The 24,373-nt window shown below is 72.9% G+C and carries 29 protein-coding genes, 1 tRNA gene and 1 pseudogene; 10 read left to right on the forward strand and 21 right to left on the reverse strand.

Annotated elements, in window-relative coordinates; translation table 11 throughout:
• Positions 1–165: 165 nt before the first annotated feature.
• Positions 166–1,602 carry a PLP-dependent aminotransferase family protein gene (locus ACFVU9_RS40195; RefSeq protein ID WP_387602197.1) on the reverse strand — a complete coding sequence of 479 codons (1,437 nt, stop codon included), beginning with the start codon at positions 1,600–1,602 and terminating at the stop codon, positions 166–168.
• On the opposite strand from ACFVU9_RS40195, the gene ACFVU9_RS40200 reads away from it, so the two are divergent.
• From ACFVU9_RS40200 to ACFVU9_RS40215, 4 genes are all read left to right on the forward strand, one after another.
• Positions 1,601–2,524, forward strand: a complete 924-nt coding sequence (locus tag ACFVU9_RS40200) for a DMT family transporter (protein WP_387602200.1) — start codon at positions 1,601–1,603, stop codon at positions 2,522–2,524. The two genes, ACFVU9_RS40195 and ACFVU9_RS40200, sit on opposite strands and share 2 nt — an antisense overlap.
• Positions 2,525–2,637: 113 nt before the next feature.
• Entirely contained in the window at positions 2,638–4,332 is a 1,695-nt protein-coding gene (gene ctaD / locus ACFVU9_RS40205; protein WP_387602269.1) for a cytochrome c oxidase subunit I, read from the forward strand.
• A 52-nt stretch (positions 4,333–4,384) separates the two neighbouring features.
• Positions 4,385–4,807 carry a BlaI/MecI/CopY family transcriptional regulator gene (locus ACFVU9_RS40210; RefSeq protein WP_380435797.1) on the forward strand — a complete coding sequence of 141 codons (423 nt, stop codon included), beginning with the start codon at positions 4,385–4,387 and terminating at the stop codon, positions 4,805–4,807.
• 3 nt (positions 4,808–4,810) lie between these two features.
• A complete protein-coding gene (locus ACFVU9_RS40215) occupies positions 4,811–5,767 on the forward strand; it encodes a M56 family metallopeptidase (protein WP_380435799.1) in 957 nt (318 codons plus the stop codon).
• Here the strand turns inward: ACFVU9_RS40215 and ACFVU9_RS40220 are convergent.
• A complete protein-coding gene (locus ACFVU9_RS40220) occupies positions 5,764–6,450 on the reverse strand; it encodes an FMN-dependent NADH-azoreductase (protein WP_387602204.1) in 687 nt (228 codons plus the stop codon). The genes ACFVU9_RS40215 and ACFVU9_RS40220 overlap by 4 nt on opposite strands.
• A gap of 74 nt (positions 6,451–6,524) precedes the next feature.
• Between ACFVU9_RS40220 and ACFVU9_RS40225 the strand changes: the two genes are divergently transcribed.
• Positions 6,525–7,409, forward strand: a complete 885-nt coding sequence (locus ACFVU9_RS40225) for a sigma-70 family RNA polymerase sigma factor (RefSeq protein WP_387602207.1) — start codon at positions 6,525–6,527, stop codon at positions 7,407–7,409.
• 37 nt (positions 7,410–7,446) lie between these two features.
• Here the strand turns inward: ACFVU9_RS40225 and ACFVU9_RS40230 are convergent.
• The 5 genes and pseudogenes from ACFVU9_RS40230 to ACFVU9_RS40250 all read right to left on the reverse strand — a co-directional run.
• A pseudogene (locus ACFVU9_RS40230) lies at positions 7,447–7,575 on the reverse strand (NADP-dependent oxidoreductase); the annotation flags it as partial.
• Between the two features lie 179 nt (positions 7,576–7,754).
• Positions 7,755–8,018 (reverse strand): hypothetical protein, encoded by a 264-nt coding sequence (locus ACFVU9_RS40235; RefSeq protein ID WP_380435807.1) that lies wholly within the window; start codon positions 8,016–8,018, stop codon positions 7,755–7,757.
• A 204-nt stretch (positions 8,019–8,222) separates the two neighbouring features.
• Positions 8,223–9,260 carry a phosphatase PAP2 family protein gene (locus ACFVU9_RS40240; RefSeq protein ID WP_387602210.1) on the reverse strand — a complete coding sequence of 346 codons (1,038 nt, stop codon included), beginning with the start codon at positions 9,258–9,260 and terminating at the stop codon, positions 8,223–8,225.
• A gap of 118 nt (positions 9,261–9,378) precedes the next feature.
• Positions 9,379–10,497, reverse strand: a complete 1,119-nt coding sequence (locus tag ACFVU9_RS40245) for a M24 family metallopeptidase (protein WP_387602213.1) — start codon at positions 10,495–10,497, stop codon at positions 9,379–9,381.
• Between the two features lie 129 nt (positions 10,498–10,626).
• Entirely contained in the window at positions 10,627–10,950 is a 324-nt protein-coding gene (locus tag ACFVU9_RS40250; protein ID WP_387602216.1) for a hypothetical protein, read from the reverse strand.
• A 321-nt stretch (positions 10,951–11,271) separates the two neighbouring features.
• On the opposite strand from ACFVU9_RS40250, the gene ACFVU9_RS40255 reads away from it, so the two are divergent.
• Entirely contained in the window at positions 11,272–11,763 is a 492-nt protein-coding gene (locus tag ACFVU9_RS40255; protein WP_387602219.1) for a hypothetical protein, read from the forward strand.
• Positions 11,764–11,928: 165 nt separating this feature from the next.
• Positions 11,929–12,510, forward strand: coding sequence for a hypothetical protein (locus ACFVU9_RS40260; RefSeq protein ID WP_387602222.1), 582 nt, complete (start codon positions 11,929–11,931; stop codon positions 12,508–12,510).
• 98 nt (positions 12,511–12,608) lie between these two features.
• On the opposite strand, the gene ACFVU9_RS40265 is transcribed toward ACFVU9_RS40260, so the two are convergent.
• Entirely contained in the window at positions 12,609–13,097 is a 489-nt protein-coding gene (locus ACFVU9_RS40265; protein ID WP_380435820.1) for a YajQ family cyclic di-GMP-binding protein, read from the reverse strand.
• Positions 13,098–13,314: 217 nt separating this feature from the next.
• Between ACFVU9_RS40265 and ACFVU9_RS40270 the strand changes: the two genes are divergently transcribed.
• A tRNA-Tyr gene (locus ACFVU9_RS40270) sits at positions 13,315–13,395 on the forward strand.
• A 152-nt stretch (positions 13,396–13,547) separates the two neighbouring features.
• Here the strand turns inward: ACFVU9_RS40270 and ACFVU9_RS40275 are convergent.
• From ACFVU9_RS40275 to ACFVU9_RS40335, 13 genes are all read right to left on the reverse strand, one after another.
• A complete protein-coding gene (locus ACFVU9_RS40275) occupies positions 13,548–14,939 on the reverse strand; it encodes a tyrosine-type recombinase/integrase (protein WP_387602225.1) in 1,392 nt (463 codons plus the stop codon).
• A complete protein-coding gene (locus ACFVU9_RS40280; RefSeq protein WP_380502211.1) occupies positions 14,939–15,124 on the reverse strand; it encodes a helix-turn-helix transcriptional regulator in 186 nt (61 codons plus the stop codon). The genes ACFVU9_RS40275 and ACFVU9_RS40280 overlap by 1 nt, the downstream gene beginning before the upstream one ends.
• Before the next feature lie 242 nt (positions 15,125–15,366).
• Positions 15,367–17,343 (reverse strand): DUF3987 domain-containing protein, encoded by a 1,977-nt coding sequence (locus tag ACFVU9_RS40285; RefSeq protein WP_387602228.1) that lies wholly within the window; start codon positions 17,341–17,343, stop codon positions 15,367–15,369.
• The gene (locus ACFVU9_RS40290; protein WP_363648094.1) at positions 17,340–17,627 is read right to left on the reverse strand and encodes a hypothetical protein; all 288 of its coding nucleotides are present in this window, start codon (positions 17,625–17,627) and stop codon (positions 17,340–17,342) included. The genes ACFVU9_RS40285 and ACFVU9_RS40290 overlap by 4 nt, the downstream gene beginning before the upstream one ends.
• 103 nt (positions 17,628–17,730) lie before the next feature.
• Positions 17,731–17,892 carry a hypothetical protein gene (locus ACFVU9_RS40295; protein ID WP_387602231.1) on the reverse strand — a complete coding sequence of 54 codons (162 nt, stop codon included), beginning with the start codon at positions 17,890–17,892 and terminating at the stop codon, positions 17,731–17,733.
• 95 nt (positions 17,893–17,987) lie between these two features.
• Entirely contained in the window at positions 17,988–18,143 is a 156-nt protein-coding gene (locus tag ACFVU9_RS40300; RefSeq protein ID WP_387602234.1) for a hypothetical protein, read from the reverse strand.
• Positions 18,144–18,312: 169 nt separating this feature from the next.
• Positions 18,313–18,996, reverse strand: coding sequence for a hypothetical protein (locus ACFVU9_RS40305; protein ID WP_387602237.1), 684 nt, complete (start codon positions 18,994–18,996; stop codon positions 18,313–18,315).
• The gene (locus ACFVU9_RS40310) at positions 18,993–19,427 is read right to left on the reverse strand and encodes a hypothetical protein (RefSeq protein WP_363648102.1); all 435 of its coding nucleotides are present in this window, start codon (positions 19,425–19,427) and stop codon (positions 18,993–18,995) included. The genes ACFVU9_RS40305 and ACFVU9_RS40310 overlap by 4 nt, the downstream gene beginning before the upstream one ends.
• An 18-nt stretch (positions 19,428–19,445) precedes the next feature.
• On the reverse strand, positions 19,446–20,123 hold the full coding sequence (locus ACFVU9_RS40315) for a hypothetical protein (RefSeq protein ID WP_387602240.1): 678 nt from the start codon (positions 20,121–20,123) through the stop codon (positions 19,446–19,448).
• A 137-nt stretch (positions 20,124–20,260) separates the two neighbouring features.
• Positions 20,261–20,434 carry a hypothetical protein gene (locus tag ACFVU9_RS40320; RefSeq protein WP_387602243.1) on the reverse strand — a complete coding sequence of 58 codons (174 nt, stop codon included), beginning with the start codon at positions 20,432–20,434 and terminating at the stop codon, positions 20,261–20,263.
• Positions 20,434–20,679 (reverse strand): hypothetical protein, encoded by a 246-nt coding sequence (locus tag ACFVU9_RS40325; RefSeq protein ID WP_387602246.1) that lies wholly within the window; start codon positions 20,677–20,679, stop codon positions 20,434–20,436. The genes ACFVU9_RS40320 and ACFVU9_RS40325 overlap by 1 nt, the downstream gene beginning before the upstream one ends.
• Positions 20,676–21,962: a hypothetical protein gene (locus ACFVU9_RS40330; protein ID WP_387602249.1), complete on the reverse strand. Its 1,287-nt coding sequence runs from the start codon at positions 21,960–21,962 to the stop codon at positions 20,676–20,678. The genes ACFVU9_RS40325 and ACFVU9_RS40330 overlap by 4 nt, the downstream gene beginning before the upstream one ends.
• Positions 21,959–22,237, reverse strand: coding sequence for a hypothetical protein (locus ACFVU9_RS40335; RefSeq protein ID WP_387602252.1), 279 nt, complete (start codon positions 22,235–22,237; stop codon positions 21,959–21,961). Before ACFVU9_RS40335 ends, ACFVU9_RS40330 begins: the two co-directional genes overlap by 4 nt.
• A 481-nt stretch (positions 22,238–22,718) precedes the next feature.
• Here ACFVU9_RS40335 and ACFVU9_RS40340 point away from each other — a divergent pair, with 481 nt between their 5' ends.
• Positions 22,719–23,567, forward strand: a complete 849-nt coding sequence (locus ACFVU9_RS40340) for a GntR family transcriptional regulator (RefSeq protein ID WP_387602255.1) — start codon at positions 22,719–22,721, stop codon at positions 23,565–23,567.
• On the forward strand, positions 23,564–24,250 hold the full coding sequence (locus ACFVU9_RS40345; RefSeq protein WP_387602258.1) for an HAD family hydrolase: 687 nt from the start codon (positions 23,564–23,566) through the stop codon (positions 24,248–24,250). Before ACFVU9_RS40340 ends, ACFVU9_RS40345 begins: the two co-directional genes overlap by 4 nt.
• Positions 24,251–24,373 lie beyond the last annotated feature (123 nt).

Below are 24,373 nucleotides of genomic sequence, written 5' to 3' on the forward strand. Positions count from 1 at the left end.
GTCTGAAAATCACCCGTCACGCCCCTCTCCGCGGCCACCCCCTCCGCCACCCCCTCCCGCAGCGCTCCCTCTCGCTGGGGAGGGATGAGGGGTGGGGGGTGGGTGGGTCGGGTGGGTGGGTTTGGGGGTGGGGGGTGGTTTGGGTGGGTGCGTTGGTGCGGGGGGCTATGAGGTCAGGGATTCGTACGCCCTCCTCAGGCGGTGGATGCCCTCGGTCGCTTGTGTGGCGCTCTCGGCTGCCGCGTAGCTGAGGCGGAGGTGCGCTGCCGGGGGTTCTGCCGGGTGGTACGGGCGGCCGGGGGTGACGAGGACGCCGGTTCGCAGGGCCGCTGCGGTGAGGACGGCGTCGTCGGTGCCGTCCGGCAGGCGTAGCCACAGGTGGTAGCCGCCCGGGCGGTAGTCGTCGAGGAAGCCCGGCAGTTCGCGGTGCAGGGCGGCGACGGTGGCGGTGCGGCGGTCCTGGAGTTCGGCCCCCAGCGTGCGCAGGTGGCGGGGCCAGCCGGGGTCGGAGACGAGTTCCAGGGTGGCCTCCTGGAGCGGGCGGGGCACGAAGAAGCTGTCCACGACCTGGGTGGCCCGCAGTCGTGCGAGGGCCGGGCCGTGGGCGGTCAGGGCTCCGACCCGCAGGTTGGGCGAGGCCGCCTTGGTCAGGGAGCGCAGGTGGACCACGACGCCGTCCTGGTCGTCGGCGGCCAGTGGGCGGGGCAGCGCGGGGGCGTCGGTGTGGACCAGCAGCCGGGCGAAGTCGTCTTCGAGGACGAACGCCCCGGCGGCGCGGGCGATCCGCAGGACCTCGGTGCGCCGTTCGGGGGAGAGCACCGCGCCGGTCGGGTTCTGGAACAGCGGCTGACAGACGAAGAGCCGGGCCCGGCTGGCCGCGAAGGCGTCGGCCAGCAGGTCGGTGCGGACGCCGTCGGCGTCGACCGGGACGGGGACGGGCCGCAGCCCGGCCGCGTGCAGGACCGCGAGGATCCCCGGGTACGTCGGGGACTCCACCAGGACGGGTGTGCCGGGCGCGGCGAGCGCCCGCACCGCGACGGTGAGGCCGCCCTGTCCGCCGGCGGTGATCAGGACGTCTCCGGCGCCGATCGGGCCGCCGGTGCCGCCGATGTCCCGGGCGAACCAGCCGCGCAGTTCGGTGAGGCCGTCGGCGGGCGGGCGGTCCCAGGCGCCGGGGCGGCGTCCGGCCCGGGCGAGGGCGCCGGCCAGCAGGCGTTCGGGGAGCAGGCCGGCGTGCGGGTAGCCGCTGTTGAGGTCGATGACGTCGGGCGCCGGCACGTTGAGGGTGGCCATCACCGGTGCGGCGAGCAGGTCGCGCGGGCCGGAGCCGGCGCTGAGCGCGACCTCCTGCCAGGAGAGGTCGCCCGTGCGGGCGCTCGGCGCGGCGGCGAAGTGGGCGGCCCGGAACACCCCGGCTCCCGGCCGGGAGACGACCAGCCCCTCGGCCGCGAGGACGGCGATCGCCCGGGAGACCGTCACCGGGCTGACCTGGTGGCGCTCGACGAGGGCGCGGCTGGACGGCAGCTTTCGTCCTTCGGGGTAGCGCTCCACCTCGCGGCGCAGGCTTTCGGCGAGTTCGGCCACACTGCTACGCTCGTTCATGAAGGCACAAGATAGCGCTATTCGAATGTCGGCGATAGCACCGCGGATCGTCGGCCCTGGTTCGGCAGCGGCCGCCGGCACCCTGCCCGCCGCCCTCGGGGTGCTCCTCTTCTCGTTCAGCTTCCCGGCCACCTCCTGGGCCCTCACCGGCTTCGGCCCCTGGACGGCCACCGGGCTGCGCGGGGCCGGGGCGGGCCTGCTCGCCGCCCTCTACCTGGCGGCCGTCCGCGCTCCGCTGCCGACCCGGCGGCAGTGGCCCGGCCTGCTCGTCGTCGCGGCGGGCTGCGTCCTCGGCTTCCCGCTGCTCACCACGCTCGCCCTGCGGATGTCCTCGACGGCGCACTCGGCGGTGGTCATCGGCCTGCTGCCGCTGGCGACGGCGGTGTTCGCGGCGTGGCGCACCGGCCGTCGGCCGTCCCGGGCGTTCTGGGGGGCCGCGCTGGTGGGGGCGGCGGCCGTGATCGCGTTCACCCTGCTGCAGAGCCACGGCCGGCCGAGCGCCGCGGACTGCCTGCTGTTCGCGGCGCTGCTCGTCTGCGCCGCCGGGTACGCGGAGGGCGGGCGCCTGTCGCGGGACCTGCCGGGTGCTCAGGTGATCGCGTGGGCGGTGGTGGCCGCACTGCCCGCGACCGTGCTGACCACCGCGCTCGCGTTGCCCGCCGAGCCCGTCCACCCGGGCGCGAAGGCGCTGGTCGGGCTGGCGTACACGGCGGCGGTGTCGCAGTTCGGCGGGTTCGTGCTCTGGTACCGGGGGATGGCGGCGATCGGCGTGCCGAGGGCGAGCCAACTCCAGCTCGCACAGCCGCTGTTGACGCTCGTGTGGGCGGTTCTGCTGCTGGCCGAGGACCTGCCGGCGGCGGCTCCGGTGACGGCCGTGGTGGTGCTCGTCTGCATCGCCGTCACCCAGCGCGCCCGTGCGTGAGGGCCTGTTCGGGTGATGCGCCGCGCGCGCCCCGGGCTTCGGTGGGCGGCCGCTGGTAGTGGTGGGTCCGACCACCGCCAGCCCGAGCCCGGAAGGCGCGCCGCGTGACTCTCCTGCCGAAGGACGTCGTGGACCGGGCCCGTCTGCGCCGACGCCGGCGCGGGCGGGCCCTGGTGGGCTGGCTGAGCACGACCGACCACAAGCGGATCGGCACCCTCTACATCACGACGTCGTTCCTGTTCTTCCTCGCCGGCGGCGTCATGGCACTGCTGATGCGGGCCGAACTGGCGCGCCCGGGGCTGCAGTTGATCGACAACGAGCGGTTCAACCAGCTGTTCACCATGCACGGCACGATCATGCTGCTGATGTTCGCGACCCCGCTCTTCGCGGGCTTCGCCAACTGGATCATGCCGCTGCAGATCGGCGCACCGGACGTCGTCTTCCCCCGGTTGAACGCGCTCGCCTACTGGCTCTACCTGTTCGGCTCGCTGATCGTCATGTTCGGCTTCCTGACCCCGGGCGGCGCGGCCGACTTCGGCTGGTTCGCCTACGCGCCGCTCAACAGCCGGATGCACAGCCCGGGCCACGGCGCGGACCTGTGGATCATGGGACTGGCGCTCTCCGGGTTCGGGACCATCCTCGGCTCGGTCAACTTCGTCACGACGATCGTCTGCTTCCGGGCGCCGGGCATGACGCTGTTCCGGATGCCGATCTTCGTCTGGAACGTCCTGCTCACCGCGGTCCTGGTGCTGTTCGCCTTCCCGGTGCTGGCGGCGGCGCTGCTCTGCCTGGAGTCGGACCGGCGGTTCGGCTCGCACGTCTTCGACCCGGCCAACGGCGGGGCGATGCTGTGGCAGCACCTGTTCTGGTTCTTCGGGCACCCCGAGGTGTACATCATCGCCCTGCCGTTCTTCGGCATCGTCACCGAGATCATCCCGGTGTTCAGCCGCAAACCGGTCTTCGGCTACTCCGGCCTGATCGGCGCGACGGTCGCCATCACCGGCCTGTCGATCACGGTCTGGGCGCACCACATGTTCGTCACCGGGCAGGTGCTGCTGCCGTTCTTCTCGATCATGACGATGCTGATCGCGGTGCCCACCGGGGTGAAGTTCTTCAACTGGATCGGCACGATGTGGCGGGGCTCGCTGAGCTTCGAGACGCCGATGCTGTGGACCGTCGGCTTCCTGGTGACCTTCCTGTTCGGCGGGCTCACCGGGGTGCTGCTGGCCGCGCCGCCGATCGACTTCCACGTCTCCGACTCGTACTTCGTCGTCGCGCACTTCCACTACGTGGTGTTCGGGACGGTGGTGTTCGCGATGTTCGCCGGATTCCACTTCTGGTGGCCGAAGTTCACCGGGCGGATGCTGGACGAGCGGCTCGGCCGGATCCACTTCTGGACGCTGTTCACCGGCTTCCACGCCACCTTCCTGGTGCAGCACTGGCTGGGCGCCGAGGGCATGCCGCGCCGGTACGCCGACTACCTCGCTTCGGACGGGTTCACGACGCTGAACACCGTCTCCAGCATCGGCTCGTTCCTGCTCGGGGCCTCGACGCTGCCGTTCCTCTACAACGTGTGGCGGACGGCGAAGTACGGGAAGCCGGTGGAGGAGGACGACCCCTGGGGGTACGGGCGGTCGCTGGAGTGGGCCACGTCGTGCCCGCCGCCGAGGCACAACTTCGTGACGCTGCCGAAGATCCGCTCGGAGTGCCCGGCGTTCGACTTGCACCACCCGGAGATCGCGGAGCTCGACCGGAGGCAGAATGGCCCCCGGGACCGCCCGGAGGGCGGGGTTCGCTCGTTAGGATGAGCGGCGTGCCCCGCCGGCTCCGGGGCGCGGCATCCGGAGGGAGTGGGCCGTCATGGCAGACGAGAGGCACGCCCCGGCCGGGGACGCCCCCGCCCGGCGACGCGGCCAGGGCGAGCTGGAGGCCCAGGTGCTGGCGGTGCTCCAGCGCGCGCCCGGCCCGGTCACCGCGGGGTGGGTGCAGGAACGCCTGGACGGCGGCCTGGCGTACACCACCGTGATGACGATCCTCTCCCGGCTGCACGCGAAGAACGCCGTCTCCCGGACCCGCTCCGGCCGCTCCTACCTCTGGCAGGCGTCCTCCGACGCGGCCGGGCTCGCCGCCCTGAGGATGCGCCGGATGCTCGACGGCGAGGCCGACCGGGACGCCGTCCTGGCGAGCTTCGTGAGCGCCCTGCTCCCGCACGACGAGGAACTGCTGCGCGCGCTCCTCGACTCCGCGTCCGCCGATCCGGCAGCGGCCGACCGTGAGAGCTGACCCGTGGGCTTCTTCGTCTTCCTCCCGCTGATCCTGCCGCTGACGGCGGTGCCGATCGCGCGCCTCACCGGGCAGCACCTGCACCCGCGGGGCGCGGCCCGGCTGATGACCGTGATCAGCGCGGTGATGGCGGTCTGCAGCGTGCTGTGCCTCGGCCTGATCGGCGTGGTCGGCACCGCGCAGATCCCCGGCAACCCGCTGCCGGACAGCTGGTCCGACCCGGAGGTGCGGGCCGCGCTGCCGTACCACGAGACGGTCGGGACGGCCGCGATGTGGCTGCTGGTCCTGGTCGGGGCGGCCTGCCTGCGGACGGCGGCGCGGCACCTGCGGGTGCGGGCCCGGGCCCGGCGGGCGCTGGACGGCCTGCCGGCGGGCTCCGGGCCGGACGCCGACCTCGCGGTGCTGCCGGACGCCAGCCCGTACGCGTACGCGCTGCCGGGTTCGCCGGGGCGGGTCGTGGTGTCCACCGGGATGCTGGAGGGTCTGGCCGAGGACGAGCGCGAGGCGCTGGTCGCCCACGAGCGCGCGCACCTGGTGCACCGGCACCACCGCTACCTGCTGGCCACCCAGCTCGCGGCCAACGTGAACCCGTTCCTGCGCCCGCTCCAGGAGGCGGTGGCCTTCAGCGCGGAGCGCTGGGCGGACGAGGACTCGGCGCAGGCGGTGGGGGACCGGCGGATCACCGCGCGGGCGGTGGCCCGGGCGGCCCTCGTCGCGCGTCCGGTGCCGTCCCCGGGCTTCGCGGCCTTCGCCGCCCCGGCACCGGCCCCCGGCCCGGTGCCGCGCCGGGTCGCCGCGCTGCTCGGCCCGGTGCCGTCCGACCGCAACTGGCCGCCGGCGAAGACCCCGGCGGGCCTGGCCGCGATGGTCGCCGCGGTCGGGACGGCGGCGTCGGCGCTGTGCGCGCTCAACGCCGCCGTGGCGCTGCTGGTCGTCCTGAAGGCCGTCACCCCGTTCTAAGTGGCGGCCAGTGCGTCGAGCGTGGCCCCGGCCCGTGCGAGCGACTCCGCGGCGATCGGCCGGAGCCCGTTCAGCGCGGGCACGTCGTCGGCCCGGGTGAGCTCGGCGGTGACGACGTGCAGGTTCTCCTCGGCGACGCCGAGGTTGCCGAAGTACGCCCGCAGGTACGGGACCTGGAAGTCCTGGTGCTCGCGCGGGGTGCCCGGCCCGTAGCCGCCGCCGCGGACGGCGACGACCACGACGCGGGTGCCGCCCAGCAGCTTCGCGCCGGTGTCCGGGTCGACGTAGGCGCCGGGGAAGGAGACCCGGTCGATCCACGCCTTGAGGCCGGTGGAGACCGTGAAGTTGTACATCGGGGACCCGACCACCAGGGTGTCCGCGGCCAGCAGCCGGTCGATCAGCGGGCGGGTCAGCGCCCACTCGCGCTCCTCGTCCGGGGTCTCGGCGAGCGCGGCGACGTCGTCCAGGGGGAGCCCGCCCTTGCGCTCGGTGCGGCGGCCGAGGGCGTCGTAGGCGGCGTGCACCGCGGGCACCGGGTCGGCGACGAGGTCGTGGTGGCGGTGGGTGGCGGCGGCGCCGTGCCGGGCGCGCCAGACGGCGGCGAAGCGGGCGGTCAGGGCGCGGCTGACCGAACCCTCCGGGCTGATGCTGGAGTCCAGGTGGAGCAGGGTGGCGGACGTCATGGTGCTCTCCTCGTCACCTCGGGGTCGGGCGGAACGTCATACCGGTGACGGGCCGGGCCGAGGAAAGGTGACCGATGAGCGGGGACGGATTTCCGGACGACGCGCTCGCCGCGCGCTTCGAGGCCGAGCGCGGGCGGCTGCGGGCGGTGGCGCAGCGGATGCTCGGCTCGACGGGCGAGGCGGAGGACGCCGTCCAGGAGGCCTGGCTGCGGCTCGGCCGGACCGACCCGGCGGAGGTGGCGAACCTGCCGGGCTGGCTGACCACCGTCGTCTCCCGGATCTGCCTGGACCTGCTGCGCGCCCGCGCGGTGCGCCGTGAGGAGCCGGCCGACGAGGCGCTGCCGGACGGGCCGGCCGGGGCCGGGGACCCGGAGGAGGAGGCGTTGCTGGTCGAGTCGGTCGGCCGGGCGCTGCTCGTGGTGCTGGACCGGCTGGGCCCGGCCGAGCGGGTCGCCTTCGTGCTGCACGACGGCTTCGCGGTGCCGTTCGAGCAGATCGCGCCGATCGTCGGCCGGACGCCGGTGGCCGCCAAGAAGCTGGCCAGCCGGGCCCGGCAGCGGGTGCGCGGGACGGCCGCCGGCCCGCCGGAGCGCCTGGCCGGGCACCGTCGGGTCGTGGAGGCCTTCCTGTCCGCCGCGCGCGGCGGGGACCTGGACGAGCTGCTGGCGGTGCTCGCGCCGGACGTCGCCCGTCGGGCCGACCCGGCCGCGCTGCCCGCCGGGCGCTCCCTCGTCGCGCGCGGGGCGCTCACCGTCGCGCGGGAGACGACGGTCTTCGGCCGCCGGGCCCGGTTCGGCGCGGTGGTCCTGGTGGACGGTGTGCCCGGGATCCTGATCGCGCCGGGCGGACGGCTGCGGCTGGTGCTGCGGGTGGCGGTCGCGGACGGCCTGGTGGCCGGGTACGAGGTGGTCGCCGACCCGGCCCGGCTGGCCGGACTGGAGCTCGCGGTGCTGCCGTAGGGCGTCAGGACTCGTCGGCGAGCCGGACGGTCATCTTGCCGGTGCTGCCGATCACGCGGCCGGCGCCGAGCAGCCGGGCGAACCGGCCGGCGGCGGTGCCGACGCCGCCGGCCGCGGCCGAGACGAACACCGTCTCGTCGGGCCGCAGCTCGGCGATCATGCCCAGGACCACGCTGCTCGGCGCCCCGGCCGGCCTCGCCGTCACCGACCTGGGCCGCGCCCGCCCAGCCGGTCCGTCGGGTACGTGACCACGCCCGAGCCGGCCGCGACGGCCGCCGCCCGGGCGCTGATCCGCGAGCTGCGGGCCGGGCCGCTGCCGGAGGGGCTCGTGGCGGCCCGTCCGGTTCAGTCCTCCAGTGACTCCCGCAGCGTGCGGAACTCCGCCGCCAGCGCGTCCAGCGTGTAGTGCGCGTTGAGCCCGCTCGGGTTCGGCAGCACCCACACCTCGGTCCCGCCGATGCCCTCCGGCTGCCGCCCGATCACGGCCTTCCGCGCCCCGAAGGCCGTCCGGTAGGCGCCGATCCCGAGGACGGCGAGGACGAAAGCGGCACTTTGGGTGAGAGTGCAGCTACTCAGTGATAGCGTCGGAGTGCCGACTGCGATAGCCAAGCGTCGGCATTGGAATGAACGCCGCAGGGCTTGCGGTGTCAGGGCGTGGAGCCTTAGCCGTTGGGCAGGCCGTGAATCGCCAACCTGGCAACCGGGTAACCGGAAGCCCAGTCCGGACAGTGGGCCGGAGGGAATCCCTGCCCTTGTGACCGGGAGGAAGCCAAGCCGCAGAACAGGACGCGTTCGGCCATCGATAGCACCCGATCACGTGGTGTCCTTCGTGGGTGGAAGCGACCTGGTGGCGGGTGCCACGTGCACCCGCCTCTTTTCAGTTCCCCCGCGCCCGGTCCGGCGGGAGCGCAGCCACCGGAGGCCGAGGACGACGACGGCCGCGTACGTCCAGCCGGCCAGGATGTCGACGATGAAGTGTTCGGCGCCGTACACCAGCGTGAAGGCCATCGCGAGCGGATAGGCGACGAGCAGCGCGCGCAGCCAGGGGCGGGCGGTCGGCCAGAAGAAGAACAGCAGCATCGCCGGGTAGGCGGAGTGCAGCGAGGGCATCGCGGCGACGTCGTTGGCGAACTGGCTGCCGTTCTCGAAGACGGACTGCGCCTGCGGCAGCCCGATGTCGGTGAGCGTCGAGGACACCACCCGGGTGAGCCCGGACAGGTGGCCCTCCTGGGCGACCAGCCACGGCGGGTCGGCCGGGTAGAGCAGGTAGGTCGCGAAGCCGGCGAAGGTCAGCACCAGGTAGCAGGTGAGCAGCCGGACGTACCGCGCGTGGTCGCGCCGCCAGAGCACCGCGAGGACCACGAAGACCAGGAAGAAGTGCGAGAGGTAGACCGTGACCGCCGCGTAGTCGTACCAGTGCGGCGAGCCGGGCGTGTAGAGCGCGTCCTGGAGCCGGACGGTCCAGGTCCGGCCGAAGCCGAGCACCTCGTCGGCGTCCAGCTGCGGCAGCCAGTGCGGCGCCCAGGGGGTGTGCGCGCCGTAGCCGCGAAGCAGCGAGTACGTCCACACCGCGGCCATGACCGGGACCCAGTCGCGCAGGACCAGGAGGAAGCCGCGGGGGCCGTGTCCGCTGTGCACGGCGGCGGTCAGCAGGGCGCCGATCAGCCAGCAGAAGACCATGTCGTTGGCGGACGGCAGGCCGTTGCCGCGCACGTACCAGGCGAGGGAGGCCAGGTAGAGCGGCCAGGCGAGCAGCCGCAGCGGCCGGAGTCTGGCCGCCGCGCCCACCGGGCCGGGCCGCCCGGCCTGCACGAGTCGTGGTGGTGGGGCCGGCCGCAGCAGGTTGGTCATGCCCGCTGAAACTAGCGGCGCAAGCTGGGAGGAGCCTTGATGAACGATGACCGGATCTTAAGAAAGTCCTACTCATGCTGGGTGGTGTGGGTCGGTCCGGTGCCGCCTCGCAGCCGGTTCAGGAGACGATGCCGAGCTCGTGCGGGGTGTTGTTGAACCGCCGCCCGCCGTTCGCCGTGACGGTGACGATGTCCTCGATCCGCACCCCGAAGCGGCCGGGCAGGTAGATCCCCGGCTCGATCGAGAAGCACATGCCCGGCACCAGCGGCTGCTCCTCGCCCTCGACCAGGTACGGCGGTTCGTGCGTGGTGATGCCGATGCCGTGGCCGGTGCGGTGGATGAAGTGCTCGCCGTAGCCGGCGTCGGTGATCACCCGGCGGGCGATCCGGTCGATCTCCTGGCAGGTGACGCCGGGGCGGACGGCCTCGAACGCGGTCTGCTGGGCCCGCCGGACCACGTCGTGCACCTTGCGCACCTCGGCCGGGACGTCCGTGCCGACGTGGACCGTCCGCGTGGTGTCCGAGCCGTAGCCGTCCTTGAGGCCGCCGAAGTCGAGCACCACGGTGTCGCCCCGCTCGATCACCCGGTCGCCGGCCTCGTGGTGCGGGTTGGCGCCGTTGGGGCCGGAGCCGACGACGGTGAAGTCGACCTGGCTGTGGCCGTACTGGATGAGCAGCGCGCCCAGGTCGGCGGCGACGTCGGTCTCCCGGCGCCCGGCGAACTCGACCTCCAGGACGCCCCGGTACGCGGCGTCCGCGGCGCCGCCGGCCGCGGCGAGGCGCTCCAGCTCGTCGGCGTCCTTGACCGCGCGCAGCATCGGCAGGCTCGCGGTGAGCGAGGTGAAGCCGGTGCCGGGCAGCGCGCCCTGCAGGCCGAGCAGGTGCATGGCCCACGCGTTGTCGGAGACGCCGTACCGCCCGGCCGGGTCGAGCAGCGGGGCGGTGGTGGCGTACGGGTCCCCGCCGTCGCTCCAGTCGAGCAGCCGGACGGCCGGGGCGCCGGGGGCCTTCTCTGCGTCCGGGCGCTCCAGCCGGGGGACGACCAGCGCGGGCTCGCGGCCGGTGCCGAGCACCAGGGCGGTGAGGCGCTCGGTGATCGCGGTGGGCTGGTAGCCGCACAGGTAGACCAGGTCGGGGCCGGGGGCGACGACCAGGCCGGCCAGTCCGGCGGCGGTCGCGTCGGCGGCGGCGCGGGCCAGCCGGGCGCGGTAGTCCTCGGTGGTGAAGGGTCGGGGCACGGGTCTTCCTCCTCAAGGTCCGGACGGGCTGCTGCCTGGAACTCCATCACGCGTCCGGGGCCCCGTCACCCGTCCGGGGCCGGCGCGGTGGGCCGGAGCTCCGCCGGGCGCGGGCCGCCCGGGACGCCGTCACGCCCGCGCGGCGGCGGCGAAGTGACGCAGGAACAGCGCCTCGACGTGGGCCATGTGCTCGATCTCGCCCGGGTCGACGCTCTCGTTCGGCGCGAACACGAGCGCCGGGACGAGGTAGAGGAGGACGCAGGCCAGGCCGTAGACCGCCATGGTCGGGGCGGAACGCAGGCTGGCCACCGAGCTGGTGGTCATCAGGGCGAGCGTGAACCAGGACATCCGCGGGGCGGCGACCCGGGCGGCCACCGCTCCGCCGCGCTCCCGGGTGGCGGGGCCGGCCTGCGGGCCGTCCGGGCGGGGCGGGGGCGCGTCCGTGGAACTCATCCGGGTCCTCCTCCGGTGCGGGGTCCTCGTCCGGTACGGGCTCCGCGGGCGGGCTCCGGGGGTGAGATCCGGGGGTGAGCTCCGGGAGGGGGGCCGGGGCGGGCCGTACCCGGCCAGTTCACCCGTCTGCCCGGAGCGCCGCATGCGGCGCGCGCCCGCCCGGGTGACCGCGCATCGGTCCCGTCGGCGCGCCGGTGAACGGCGTCGCCGCCCAAACGCGCGGTCCGGGAGCGGGAGTTCGAGCACCCGTGCGGACTCCGGACGGGCACGGAATCATAAATTCCGGGCCGGTTGTCGGTGCGGTGGGACACGATGTCGGGCATGTCGTATGAACTCCAGGCGCTGATCGGCACGTTGGAGCTGCTGACGGTCGCGGCGGCCGAAGTGCCAGCCGCGCGGGTGGCGCCGCTCGCACAAGGACTGGCGCTGATCCCGGCCACTCCCGCGTTCCTGTCCGCCTTCCGGGCCGACGGTGACGAGCGCAAGTCCGAAGGCGGCGCCGGCTTCGCCTGGCACCCGGACGGCTTCGAACTGCGGCTCGCGGCCTGGTCCAAGGCGGGCCCGGTCGCCTGCATCGAGGCCGACTTCTTCGGCGGCACCGGCACCCAGCGCGCCGCCGTGTGGACCGACGGCCGGCTCGAACTGGGCCCGCTCAGCAGCGCGTTCGAGCCTTTTGCGCCCGGCGGAAGCCCGATCTCCCGCGTCCTGCGGCAGCTCGGCGCCCGGGTGGAGGAGGGGCGGGTGGACGAGTTCGAGGCGGTCGGCCTCGGCGCCCACCGCAGCACCGAGGGCTGGGCGGCGACGGCGGGTTGAGCCGTGCCGGGCCGAGCCACGCCGGGCGCGGGGGCCGCCGCTGGGGCCGCCGCTGGGGCCGCCGCGCCACCGTTCGGCGTACGTGCGGTGGCTGCGTCCGGGTGGCTGCCCCACGGTGTGAGTCAGGCGATCTCGCCCCACTCGTACCGAGAGGAAGCAGTACCCATGCGTGCCACCTGGATGGCCGCCGCGCTGACCGCAGCCCTCGCGCTGACGCCGGTCGCCTCGGCATCCGCCACCGCCGCGGGCAACGGCTCCGCGGCCCCCCGAACCCCCGTCGTCTCGGCCCCGCTCGCCGACGACCCGCTCCCGAGCGTCCCCGTGCCGAGCGTCCCGGCCCCGGCGGTCCCCGCCCTGCCGTCCGTCCCGGCCCCCGCGGTCCCGGCCCTCCCCGCCACCCCGGACCTGTCCGGCATCATCAAGACGGTCACCGATCTGCTGTCGAGCGTGACCTCCTCCGTCCCCGGCGTCGTGGGTCAGCTGCTGGCGACCGTGACCAACCTCCTGTCGGGCCTGCTCGGCTCGCTGCCGGCACCCCCGTCACTGCCGGTGACCGTGCCCTCGGTGACCCCGCCGGCCCCGCCGAAGCTCCCGTCCACGGCCACCCCGGACGTCCGGGACACTCGGGGCGGCCGGGACGCTCGGGACGTGAACGAGCGGCTCGCCTCCCTCAAGGCGCAGGCCCAGGCCCTGGCCGACGCCACGGCGGCCCGTACCGCCCTCCACCCCCACCCCGCCGCCGGCTGACCCCACCCGCCGCACTCCACGGCCCGACGACAAAGGCCCCGGTCCCGCACCCAGGACCGGGGCCTTGCCGTCGCCGCTTCGGATCGGCCGGGAGGGCGTCAGCGGTAGTTCACGAACTGGAGCGCGAAGTCCAGGTCCTTGCCCTTGAGGAGGGCCTGGACGGTCTGGAGGTCGTCGCGGCTCTTGGAGCTGACGCGCAGTTCGTCGCCCTGGACCTGGGCCTTGACGCCCTTGGGGCCCTCGTCCCGGATGATCTTCGCGACCTTCTTGGCATCGTCGGTGGTGATGCCCTCCTTCACGTTCGCGAAGATCTTGTACTCCTTGCCGGACAGCTGCGGCTCGGCGGCGTCCAGGGCCTTCAGCGACAGCCCGCGCTTGACGAACTTCGTCTGCAGCACGTCGAGGATGGCCCGGACGCGCTCCTCGCCGTTGGCCTTCATCTCGATCTTCTCGCCGGAGCGGCTGATCTCGGCGCCGACGTTCTTGAAGTCGAAGCGGGTGGCGATCTCACGGGAGGTCTGGTTGATCGCGTTGTCGACCTCCTGCCACTCGACCTTCGAGACGATGTCGAAACTGGAGTCGGCCATGGGTGTTGGTCTCCTTGATGCTCTGGCTTCACTGGCACGGCACGCCGCACCGGGCGCCCCGCCGCCCCAGCCTATCCAGCGGTGCCCTGTCGCCGCCCCCGACAGCCACGCCGAAGGCCTTGATCATCGCGTGACCAATCGAGTGGCGAACCACCCCCCGGCATCGGGTATCGTTTACGGAGTCGAACGGGGCAAGGCCCCGGGAGACACCAATCCTGGCTGGTTGCCCGAGCGGCCAAAGGGAGCAGACTGTAAATCTGTCGCGCAAGCTACGCAGGTTCGAACCCTGCACCAGCCACCGGATAGAGAAACGGCCTCTGATCTGCGGAAACGTAGATCAGAGGCCGTTTCTTTTTGCTCGAACACCGGTCACGCCGGATGGTCGTTTTGCATGGTTTGTCTCACCTGGTTTCGCCCGGATCTCGGCCCCGACCAGCGCGTACGGACCAGCTACGGACCAGGATCCGGGGCTGGCGGCGCCGGGCGGTTCCGGTTGAGCCGCTTCGAGATCAGCTCGTTCGCGTACTCGACGGTGCCGTGCAGGCACTTCGCGTAGACCCGGAGCATGACGGCGACGCTGTGCCCAGCCCGCCGGGCGACCTCGGTCGGGTCGACCCCGGAGTTCAGCCCGAGCGAGATCCCGGCGTGTCGCAGGTCGTACGGCCGCTTGCCGAGCTTCGTCGCGCAGTCGGCCGGCGACAGCACCTCGGCGCGGGCCCGCTGCCAGACGACGCCGTAACCGCTCTCCTGCACCATCCCGCCCCGGGACGTCCGGAACAGCCGGCCGTCGGGCGCGGCCCCGAAGGCGGCGATGTGCTCCCGCAGGATCGCCACCAGCTCGGGCGGGATCGGGACGCGGCGGGTCGCCTTCTCAGCCCGGTGCTTCAGGCCGCGCTTGTCGTGCGGTGTCCCGTCGTCCGTCCAGGACGAGCCGACCCGCGGCCGGGTCTCGTCCAGCACCACGTAGCCCCAGCCCTCGGTGGGCAGGTGACAGCGCGCGAGCGTGAGGAACACGGCTTCGGCCGGCCGCAGCCAGCCGAAGTAGAGGCAGGCGAAGAAGGCCCGGAGGTGTGCGCCGCGCTTCCCCTGGCGTCCCACCGCCTCGATGAGCGCGGCGGCCTGGTCCTCGTTGACCACCAGGCCCGGGTCGACCTCGTCCTCGGACTCCGGAGGCTGCCACTGGACGGTCGGGAGGGGGTTGGCGGCCAGGTAGCCCTCCTCCACGGCGTAGCCGAAGAGGTGGCCGAGGATGCGGCGCTTGCGCAGGACGACCGAGGGGGCGGCCTTCTTGCCGTCCAGCTTCACCGCGAGGGCGTTCAGCAGGCGGCGCACCATCGGCGCCTCCTCGAAGGCGGAGACCGACACGGACTGCTTCTGCACCCACGCCAAGGCTTTGACCCAGTCCGCCGGCGGCTCCTCGCCCCACGCGTTCACGTTGAAGGCCCAGCTGTAGAGCGCCCGGCGGACGACCCGCTTGTCCGGCATGCTGGCCTTCGACTTCACCAGCTCGAACGTGACCGTGGCCAGGGCGTCGGCCCAGGTCGTGCGGGTCTTGGCCGGAACACCCTCCCACCGGGCCTCGACGTACTTCCGTCCGAGCTCGTACCAGGTGATCTGCTTCTCCTTGCGGAGCTCGGAGAGCGGCAGGCCGCGGTCGACGTCGAAAGGCTGCCCGTCGCGGAGAGCGGAGATCAGCTCGGACTTCCGGCCGTCGGCCGCGGTCTTGGTCAGGAAGGACTCGGAGAACTCCCGCCCGGCGACGGTCCAGCGGACCATCCAGGGGGCCCGCCGGTCAGGGCGGTGCCGATGGTCCCAGAACTTGACCTTGTAGGAGGTGGGCATCAGGCGGCCACCTCGCAGCCGTCGAGCCACGCGTCCAGGTCGGCCCGGTCGACCCGGACCTGGCCGTTGGGGAGCTTGATGAGGCGCGGCGCCTTGCCTCGGGCTCGCATCCGGTAGAAGGCGGCACGGGACATACCGAGTTCGGTGAGCACGGCGGGGAGCTTGAGCAGTTCGCGCTTGGGCATGGCGACGTCTCCTGCGGTGGGTGCGGAGGGTTACGTGCCCTCTCGCGGGCGGCGGCGGAGGGCGGAAGGCGTCAGGGATGTCAGGGGAACGCGCTGACCTGCCGGTACGGCCCCTGGTCGGGCGTCAGGGGTTGTCAGGTCTGTCAGGAGATCCCGGCTATCCCTGACAGACCTGACGGGCCCTGACTGCTCGTCCGGCGGCATTTCGCCAGGTCAGGGCTTTGTCCTGACGTTCCTGACGGTTACGTGATCGGGTTCGTGTCCGCGGGGGCGCTCAGGATCGGGTGGACACGGTAGGTGACGGCCTGAGGCCGGCCGCGCTGGCCGCTGGCAGGGGACTGATCCGTGCGGAGCCAGCCGTGCTGTTCGAGGAGCGCGAGTGCGGGCTCGACGTCGGCGACCTTCTTGAACCGCCGGGACGACGCGACGGCGTCGTGGGCCTTGATGTGGGTGCGGTGGGTGCCGTCCTTCTTCGGCCGCTGGAGCCACTGGAGGAGGGCGTGGGCGTCCTCGGTGGCCGGGTCGGCGGCGATGAGGTCGAAGACCGCGAGGGTGTGGGCGGTGTAGTACTCGGCGATCTCGGCGGCCCGCTCGACGATGGCGGCCTCGACGGGCGCGCGCCAGTCGCCGGCGACGTGGTCGGCGAGGTGGAGTAGGACCGCGATGCGGGCGATGTGACCGACGAGCTTGCCGGCCCAGTCCTTGATGTGGGCGAGCGGCTCGTCCGGGCGGAGCTGGACCTCGAACTTCTCCTGGAGCTTCTCGACCGCGAGGTCGGCGGGCTCGGTCATCCGCACGGTGACCGGCTCCTCCAGGGCGGTGAGGGCCCGCAGGAGCGCAGACAGCCGGACGTCGTAGGTGGTGGCGACCGGCTCGGGGATGGGGGTGGTGCGGATCTTGCGGTAGCCGAGGTTGGAGGGCGGGAGCGAGTACAGGAAGCGGGCGAGCAGGCCGCGGTCGCGGGCACCGGGAGCGGCGCCGAGCTCCTGGAGGACGGCGGGCTGCGGGGTGACGCCGATGGTGAGCGCGGGCTTGTCGACGGTCGGCTGCTCGCGGGTGATCCGGTCGGCCTGGAGCCGCTCGCCCTTGTGGGCCTGGAGGAAGACGCCGAGGTTGGGCTTGCTGCTGTAGCGCCCCACGATGCTGTCGAACAGGTCGCCCTCGGGTGAGAGCGCGGCCAGGCAGCGGTGGACGCCGAGTTGGTGGGTGACGGTCTCCGGGGTGATGTCCCCGGAGAGGGTCAGCCGCGGGCTCGGCGGGACGACGATCTCGTCGGCCAGCATCCGGGCACCGGAGATCTCGGCCACCAGGTGGGCCCGGTCGAGGTCGGGGTTCTTGCGGGCCTTGGCCATGAGCGCTTCGACCTCGGCCAGCGCGGTCTCCTTGGCGGTCTCCGCCTCGACGATCCGGCTCTTGGCCTCGGCGCGGAGCTCGTCCTCGACCCGGTAGACCGCGCCGGTCATGAAGGCGAAGACGTCGGACTTGCGGCTGGCCGGAGGCATCGCGCAGACCAGGTAGAGGTTCGACTGCTCGCGCCAGCCGGGCCGGATCTCCACGTTCACCCGGCCGCCGGCGGCGGTGGACAGCGCGGCGAGGGCCATGGTGGCGGCCATGTCGGGCGGGGTCTGGGTGAACTCGGCGACGGCCTCGACGTAGGCGCCGACCCACCCCGGCAGGGCGCGGACGGGGAAGGTGGGCAGGGCGCCGTGGGAGCCGAGCGGCACGGGGTCGAGCCAGGTCTCGCCGGATGCGAGGTCCGCGAGGGCGGCGAGCGCGGCGGTGCGGACGGCGTCGAGGTCGGCCTGGTCGTCGCCGGCCATGTGGGCGAGGCGACTGGTAGCGGTGTTGATGCGGCGTCGCTCGGCGGCCACGCGCACAATCTCGGCGTAGTAGTCGCCGTTGGCGGCGGTAGGGGTGGCCTCGATGCAGGTGTGCAGGTAGCTCGGCCCGCCGACGCGGACCAGGTCGCCCTGGGCACGCAGGACACCGGCCAGCAGCACGGGGTCGACCGGCCGTTCGCCTCCGGCCATGCGGGTGATGGTGCGCCAGATCGTCTCGTGCGCGGGGTGGTAGAACGCGCTCGGGTCGCCGAGCTGGGCAGCGAGGGCCGGGATCTGGGCGGGGTCGAGCAGGGCGGCGCCGATGACGGCCTGCTCGGCGGCCTTCACCTCGGCGGGCTCGGGCCGGAATGGGATCACGTTCGGGGCGTACTCGGTCACCGCTCGTCCTCCGTGGGGACCTGGTGGTGGTCGAGCCAGGCGAACGCGGAGGTGGTCTGGGCGCGCTTGTAAACCTCGATGGCCGCGCCGGGGACGCTGCAGGGGCGGACTCGGGGGTCGATGAGGCTGGCGTACAGGCGAGAGCCGTGGTGCACGCACGCCTTGGCGGCGTCGCCCTGGCGGTCGAGTACGGTCACGGCGTCGCGCGGGCCCTCGCAGGGGCTGGCGTCGCCGAGGTGGGCGGCCTCGCAGCGGGGCTGCGGCGAGGTGGTGTTTCCGGGCATGCTGGAGTCCTCTGGTCTCTGAGAGGGGATCGGATAGGCCCCGCAGCAACCGCATGTCACCCGGCAAGGTCGGCGGTTGCTGCGGGGCTTCGTGCTGTGTCGGTCAGTCGTCCTCGGGGCCGCAGAGGCAGTTCTCGGGGGCGGCGCCCTGGCCGATCTGGCACGCGCAGTAGATGAGTCCGAGCGGGGTTTCGACGGGCTCGCCGGCGGTGCAGTGGTCGCATTCGCCCGGGGTCCAGTCGGCGGCGTCGTACTCGTCGTACACAGTGATGCCTTTCGTCGGACGGCCCGACGGGACCGCCGTCATGTGACCGCGTCAGTGGGGCTGTTGGGGACAGGCTCTCGGGGGAAGGGAGTGGTTCAGCTGAAGACGCTGGGGTTGGTGTGCATCGGGCGGTCGGCGCAGTCCTCGGCCCAGCACTGGTGGGTCCAGCAGGTGCGGCGGTTGTCGGGGTGCATACCGGCGTCCTCGGCAGCGTCGTCCGCAGCGAGCGCGGCGGCGAGGTCCTGGTCCACGGCGGGCTCCTTCTGGTGATTGTTTTCCCCGCCCGGCGGGCGCGGATTGGACGAGGTAGGGCGGTAGGTAGGGGGCCGGTAGGGAGGGCGGTAGGCGTGCGCTGACCTGCGGTTCCTACCGCCCTACCGCCGCCAAGAGGAGGTGCCAGGAGGGGGCAGGGGAGAGGGGTCAGGCGGCCTTCTGGACGACCGCCGGGACGGTGCCCGGGGCGGTCTCGGGGAGGGCATCCAGTAGCACCGCGAGGCGGTTGCGCTGGCGCCCGTTGAAGGTGAGCTTCTTGCCCTCGACCAGAGCTACCTCCAAGCCCTCCAGGTGGGTCCTCAGGTCGGGGATCTTCCAGCCGCCGAAGAGGCCCCTCGCGTGGCCCTCCTCCAAGAGGTGGGAGAGGTGGGCGGCGGTGCCCTGGTCGGACATCGCGGCGACGTACCGCACCAGGGCGTACAGGTCGGCGTCGGCGGGGGCGTCCTGGAGCTCGTCGTCCTGGTCGGCGGAGTCGTCCGGTTCGGCCTTGGTGGAGGCCTCTCCATGGTCCCCGGCCTTGGCCTTGGCAGCCTTCTCCTTCGCGGCCTGGTCCGCCTTCGCCAGGGCGGTGGCAGCTCTGGTGTTGCCGGCTACGACCGCCACGATCACCCACAGGACGAGCAGGACGGTGACGGCGGGCGGCGCGTACCGGGCGACGGGCCGGGCCAGGACGGGGGAGAAGAAGAGGCCGAGGGCGAGCGCTCCCCCGACTTGCTGGCGGGTGACCGAGACCTTCTCGGCGTGGGGCCGGACGGCCCGGATGATCAGTCTGTTGCCCAGGCCGAACGCGGTGACCGACACGCCTTCGAGGTAGCGGTGCAGCTTCATCACGCACCGACCAGGCCCTTGAGGACCGAGCCGATCACGGTGAGCGGCAGGGCCCAGATCCCGCCGGCAGCGGCGTAGACGGACGGCACGGTGGCGCCGAGGACGCTGTCCTTCCACGGGCCGGGCTTGGTGCCGAACAGGGCGAAGGTCAGGATCGCGGCGACCGCCCCGGCACCGACGTTGCCGAACACCTGGCTCTGCGAGGTGAAGGCGTGGGTCAGGGCGTCGCCGACGGTCCCCGGCGCGCTGAAGGCCTGTCCGGCGCCGGCGGCGAAGATCCCGAAGACGATCATGAGCCAGGCCGTGTGCTCGTCCTTGTGCTTCTTGGCGAGCTTGCCCTGCTTCTCGGCCTTGCGACTGCCGAGGATGATCCACACGGCGATGGCCAGGCAGAGGCCACCGGAGCCGAACGAGCCGAGCAACTGGGTGTCCATGGTGTCGATCTCCTGCGGTCAGTGGTGGCTGGTGGAGAGGAGGGTGATCAAGGGGGCCAGGCCGAGGGCGCCGACCAGGGCGGAGGCGAACGGCACCCGCACGAGGATCAAGATGGTGAGGCCGGGGAAGCCGCGGACCTCGGAGACCCGGACGTGGCCCCACCCGCGCATGCGCAGGTCGACGAGCCAGGCGCCGGCCGCAGCGAGCGCGGCGACGGTCAGGGGCATGTGGGCGGCCAGCTGGACGACGCCCATCTGGTAGCCGAGTACGGCGGAGGTGGTGGTGAGGATGCACCAGCGGCGGAACCGGCGGGCACGCTCGGAGTGGGCCTGACGCCACAGCACGGAGGCCCGGCGCTGCTGGACGAGCTGCTCGGCGCGGTGGCGGTCTTCGCGTTCGTCGGGGGTTTCCCCCTGCTCCCGGAACTCCTCCTCGCGCTCCCTGCGGGCGCGTTCGGCTTGTTCCTCCGGCGTCTGGCTGATCAGCAGGCGCAGGCTCTCGGCCACGGTCCGCAGGTCGTACCGCTCCTGGTCGGCCTCGGCATCGGGCTGGTCCTGGTCGTCGTCCTCGACGGCCTGGTCCTCGATGTCGTCGTCGGTGTCGGTCGGCTCGGTCTTGCGGAGGTCGAGGGGCTCCGGCTCGGCGTCGGGCATGCCGATGGTGGGCGGGGAGGTCGGCGGCGGGGGGATGGTCATCGGTTCTCCTCCCGACGGAGAAGCCACACGGCGACGCCGGCGCCGACCGCGAGGATCGGGTAGAGCAGGCTCAGGAGCCAGTCCATGGTCAGTTCTCCAGGTAGGGGCCCGGCCGTGGAGGCCGGGCCCGGAGAGGATCAGGAGGAGCGCCGCGAGGGGGCCGGGGTGTGCCACCAGTTCGTGATGGAGCGGCTGGTGGGGAGCGCGTCGATCGCGGCGTGCCCGGCCCGGTCCGCCTTGCGGACGGCCTTCGCCCTGCGCTGCTGGCGGGACTGGGGCTGGGCGGGCTGCTTCTTGCCGAAGCCGAGCATCAGGCGCCCTCCCCGATCCGGCCGACGAGCACGAACGGCTCGCCGTCCAGCTCGCAGATCGCGTGGAACTCGGCGGCGCAGCGGCCGCCGGCGGAGGCGTCGGTGACCGTCAGGCGGTGGCACCAGGTCTCGCGGGGCAGGCCGGCGACCTCATCGATCGTCAGCGGTTCGACCAGGCGGTAGGCGACGCCACCGCGGTCGAGGCGAGCGATGCCCAGACCGGGCACGTTGCGGATGTTGTTCACCGGGCACCGTCCGTCCGGCCGATCTGGCGGTTGTCGCGCTCGGTTCCGACGTGGCGGCGCAGGCGCACGGCGTAGTCGTTTCGGCAGCCGAGTGCGTCGCGGACCTTCTTGGTGCTGAGCTCGTCGCCGCGGGCGGCGAGGTCATCGGCCAGGATGCGGACCCGGGCGATGTCGGCCGGGTCGAGCGGGCGTTCCCCGGTGGGCGCGGAGGCGTTCCCGACCTGTCCCTTCGAGGGCTCGCAGTCGAGCTCTCGGGCGTCAGGTGCGGATGCGCACAACCCACTTCCGTAAAGGACTCCGAGGCTCTCGGCCGTGATCGGGGAAGCGTTCCGCAGACCGCCGGGAACGGCATCGAGGTAGACGCCGTCGGACGGCCCCGTGGGGAGCGGGAGGGTGAGGGCGGGGAACGGGTCGTCGGGCATTCCCGGCCACAGATCGGCCGGTGCCGGGAGCACGCTCAGCTCCGCCACCCGGGCGCGGGCGTTGAGCCGCCGGGCCAGCAGGTCGGCGGTCAGGCCGGGGACGGTGACGCCGTGGACGTACTCCCACGCGATGCGCCACGCCTCGTCCGCCGGCAGTTCGCCGAAGGGGGCGGCGGACAGAAGGCGGTCCGCGACCTCTCGGACTTCCGGGTGATGCTCGGCGCGGCGGCGGGTGTGCTCGGCTCGCTCCTTCGCCTGCTTCTTCTCGGCGGTGGTCGGGCCGCGGCCGCCGTGGGTCTGGAGGTCGGTCAGCCAGACGGCGCCGATGCTGGACAGGGCCAGCACGAACGCGACCCAGTGATGGGTCGGGTACTGCTGCCAGCCGTGGGCGAAGTTGATGCCCCCGGCGACGATGCCGGCGGCCCACGCGCCGAGCCGGTAGGTGCGGGTGGAGCGCTCGCCTTCGGCCTGGGCGCCCATGGCGACCAGTGCCCACGCGCCGCCCTCCAGCATCGCGGCCAGCAGTACCGCGAGCAGCAGGTACACCTTGGCGCTGTCGAGCGCGGAGACCTGGGACACCAAGGCCGGCACGATCGAGCAGGCCTGCACCAGTCGGACGAACGCCCTCGCCGGGTTGGCCGACACCCACCTGGTCACCCGGCCGAGACGTGCGGCTCGCGCCGCCCGGCGCTGGTGCCGGCTTTCCTCGGCGGCGCGCTGGTCAGCCTCCCGCCGCTGACGGGCCGCCTCGGCGTCCAACCGGTTCTGCTCGCGCTCGTCCCTACGGTCCGCTCGGGCGTCGGCGCGGTCGGCCTGACGGTCGGCCCGCCGCTCGGCGCGGTACTCGCCCAGCCCGCTCACGCGGCCACCAGCTCGATGTCGGCGGTGCGGCGGACGACCGCCCGGAACCGCAGCGGCACCGGCGCCATCTTCATCTGCTGCTCGGCGAAGGGGGCCAGGTCCGGGTCCTCCCGGCGCAGGTCCGCCAGCACCGCGTACGCCACGTCCAACCGGGCCTGGCGCTCGATCGCCGACTCGCCGGTCACGCCGGCGAACAGCTCCTCGTCCACGCCCAACGCCAGCTCCGCGAACTCCTCGGTGCCCAAGGCGTGTTGACCTGCAACAATCGACTTCACGGGTCTACCTCTTCCAGTGGGAGGTGCGCCCCAGGGGCTGCCGCGCGCCCGGCCAAGGAAAGCGCGGCGGCCCCGACTTCGGGGCCAGCTACTCGTCACGTCACGAGCAGCCATGACCCCCGGCCCGCCGCAGGCGGCACGGGTCGGGGACCAAAGACACTCGTTCGCTGAGACCGCCCAGCTCCGGCGCCGAGGAGTCCGGCGGTGAGCTGGCAGGGGGTGCGTCTTTTAGGGCAGACGCGGACCTCTCGGTCTATGCCATCCGCATGCCAAGGCGCGGTCGACCTCGGCCCGATCTGTCCCGGGCCCCTTCGCCTATCCCCATAGGCGCATTTGCGCAGCTCAGAGCAGCCCAAAGAAGGCCCCTCTGTGTCGCCCCTGTCTCACTTGGTGCGGCACTCACAACATAGACAACCTGCTTAGGCAGGTCAAGAGAGTTGGGTTTCTCGCGCCTGTTGGGCACCTCCCCTAGCATTGGCCCATGGCCCTAGACCCGGATGACTCTCGCCCCCCGTATCAGCAGGTCGGCAGCTCTCTGCGGGCCTCGATCCTCACGAAGAAGCCGGGCTTCGAGACCGGCGACAAGCTCCCCTCCGGTCCTGAGCTCGCGAAGCACTTCGGCGTGGCGCGCGGCACGGTGGACAAGGCGCTCGACCTGCTCCGCACCGAGGGGCTGATCGTGACCCGGCAGGGGAGCGGCTCGTTCGTGCGGGAGCGGACCTCTCGGCCAGTCGGGCTGCGGCCTCACCTCGAAGCGGCCTTCGAGCAACAGCAGGTGACCCTCGACTTCGCCGGCTTCTCCAGCGAGACGCTGCACAATGCGCTGCAGGAGCCGCTCGATAAGGTCCGCTCCGGCCGGCTGGCGCCGGAGTCCATCACGGTTCGCCTGCTGCTGCCGGACACCACGGCGCCGATGGCGGTGCCGGTCCTGGTCGACGGCCTCCAGGACGAAGCCGCGCTCCGGCAGCGCGCCCGCAACATCGCCCTGACGAACGCCGGCGGGATCGCGCACTCGGTGGAGATGCTGGCGGAGCTGGGCCTGGTCCAGAAGGCGAGCGTCCAGGTCAAGGTCCACAGGGCGTCCAGCCTGTTCAAGCTGTACATCCTGAACCGGTCGGAGGCCTTCTTCGGCTTCTACCCGCTCCGCGAGCGCACCGTGTCGATCGACGACACCGCCCATACCTTCTACGACGTGACCGGCAAGGACACCACCCTGTTCCACCACGCCGCCGGCCCGGACGACGCCTCGCTCGGATCGCAGTACGTCCAGCAGGCCCAGATGTGGTTCGACAGCGTGTGGTCCACGATCGCGTACGAGCGCCAGCCGTGACCGCCACCCCTCAGCAACTCGCCGACGTGCTGCGGCCGGTGAAGCACGTACTCCTCGACTTCGACGGCCCGGTGTGCTCGGTCTTCGCCGGCCTCCCCGCCCCGGAGGTCGCGCGCCGACTCCGTGAGGGCCTGCTCGCCGCCGGCGAGCAACTCCCCGCTGGGGCGGAGGAGGAGACCGACCCGCTCGCCCTGCTCCGGCTGGTCTCGGATGCCCGCCCCGATCTCACGGAGCGCACGGATGCCGCGCTGGCCGCGCTGGAGACTGAAGCCGTGCGGGCCGCCTGCCCGACCCGGGGCGGAGAATCGGTTCTGCGAGCTGCTGTCCGCTCCGGCCGCCTGGTCTCCGTGGTCAGCAACAACGCGGGCACGGCCATCGAGGCCTACCTCGCCGAGCACGGGCTCAGCGACGACGTGGCCGGCGTCTTCGGGCGCGCCCCGGGCGACCCCTCCTCCATGAAGCCGAACCCGCGCCTCCTGCTCGAAGCGATCGATGCCGCAGGCATCGGGGCGGAGCGGTGCATCTTCATCGGCGACGCAGCCCGCGACGTCGAGGCTGGGGAGGCCGCTGGCGTCCCGACGATCGGCTACGCCAACAAGCCGGGCAAGGACGCCAAACTGGCTGACGCAGGCGCCGTGACAATCGTGGACTCGATGGAACTCATCGCTGACGCTCTAGCCTGAGGTGGGGGGGGCCGGGCCGGCCAAACCCCCGGGGCCCCCCCCCCAACACGCGTGAGATGGGTGGGGAACCGCCCACGAACATACAGAAATTTGGGTGGAAAAGAGGGAGAGGTAGAGTAAGTC

The sequence above is a fragment of the Kitasatospora sp. NPDC057936 genome, from assembly GCF_042887525.1.
Taxonomy (GTDB): domain Bacteria; phylum Actinomycetota; class Actinomycetes; order Streptomycetales; family Streptomycetaceae; genus Kitasatospora.

Bases quoted from the DNA above. Each gene is read 5' to 3' on its own strand.
- ACFVU9_RS40200 (WP_387602200.1), top strand. From the start codon at position 1,601: ATGAAGGCACAAGATAGCGCTATTCGAATGTCGGCGATAGCACCGCGG.
- ACFVU9_RS40195 (WP_387602197.1), bottom strand. From the start codon at position 1,602: ATGAACGAGCGTAGCAGTGTGGCCGAACTCGCCGAAAGCCTGCGCCGC.
- ACFVU9_RS40210 (WP_380435797.1), top strand. From the start codon at position 4,385: ATGGCAGACGAGAGGCACGCCCCGGCCGGGGACGCCCCCGCCCGGCGA.
- ACFVU9_RS40220 (WP_387602204.1), bottom strand. From the start codon at position 6,450: ATGACGTCCGCCACCCTGCTCCACCTGGACTCCAGCATCAGCCCGGAG.
- ACFVU9_RS40225 (WP_387602207.1), top strand. From the start codon at position 6,525: ATGAGCGGGGACGGATTTCCGGACGACGCGCTCGCCGCGCGCTTCGAG.
- ACFVU9_RS40240 (WP_387602210.1), bottom strand. From the start codon at position 9,260: ATGACCAACCTGCTGCGGCCGGCCCCACCACCACGACTCGTGCAGGCC.
- ACFVU9_RS40250 (WP_387602216.1), bottom strand. From the start codon at position 10,950: ATGAGTTCCACGGACGCGCCCCCGCCCCGCCCGGACGGCCCGCAGGCC.
- ACFVU9_RS40255 (WP_387602219.1), top strand. From the start codon at position 11,272: ATGTCGTATGAACTCCAGGCGCTGATCGGCACGTTGGAGCTGCTGACG.
- ACFVU9_RS40260 (WP_387602222.1), top strand. From the start codon at position 11,929: ATGCGTGCCACCTGGATGGCCGCCGCGCTGACCGCAGCCCTCGCGCTG.
- ACFVU9_RS40265 (WP_380435820.1), bottom strand. From the start codon at position 13,097: ATGGCCGACTCCAGTTTCGACATCGTCTCGAAGGTCGAGTGGCAGGAG.
- ACFVU9_RS40275 (WP_387602225.1), bottom strand. From the start codon at position 14,939: ATGCCCACCTCCTACAAGGTCAAGTTCTGGGACCATCGGCACCGCCCT.
- ACFVU9_RS40280 (WP_380502211.1), bottom strand. From the start codon at position 15,124: ATGCCCAAGCGCGAACTGCTCAAGCTCCCCGCCGTGCTCACCGAACTC.
- ACFVU9_RS40290 (WP_363648094.1), bottom strand. From the start codon at position 17,627: ATGCCCGGAAACACCACCTCGCCGCAGCCCCGCTGCGAGGCCGCCCAC.
- ACFVU9_RS40310 (WP_363648102.1), bottom strand. From the start codon at position 19,427: ATGGACACCCAGTTGCTCGGCTCGTTCGGCTCCGGTGGCCTCTGCCTG.
- ACFVU9_RS40315 (WP_387602240.1), bottom strand. From the start codon at position 20,123: ATGACCATCCCCCCGCCGCCGACCTCCCCGCCCACCATCGGCATGCCC.
- ACFVU9_RS40320 (WP_387602243.1), bottom strand. From the start codon at position 20,434: ATGCTCGGCTTCGGCAAGAAGCAGCCCGCCCAGCCCCAGTCCCGCCAG.
- ACFVU9_RS40340 (WP_387602255.1), top strand. From the start codon at position 22,719: ATGGCCCTAGACCCGGATGACTCTCGCCCCCCGTATCAGCAGGTCGGC.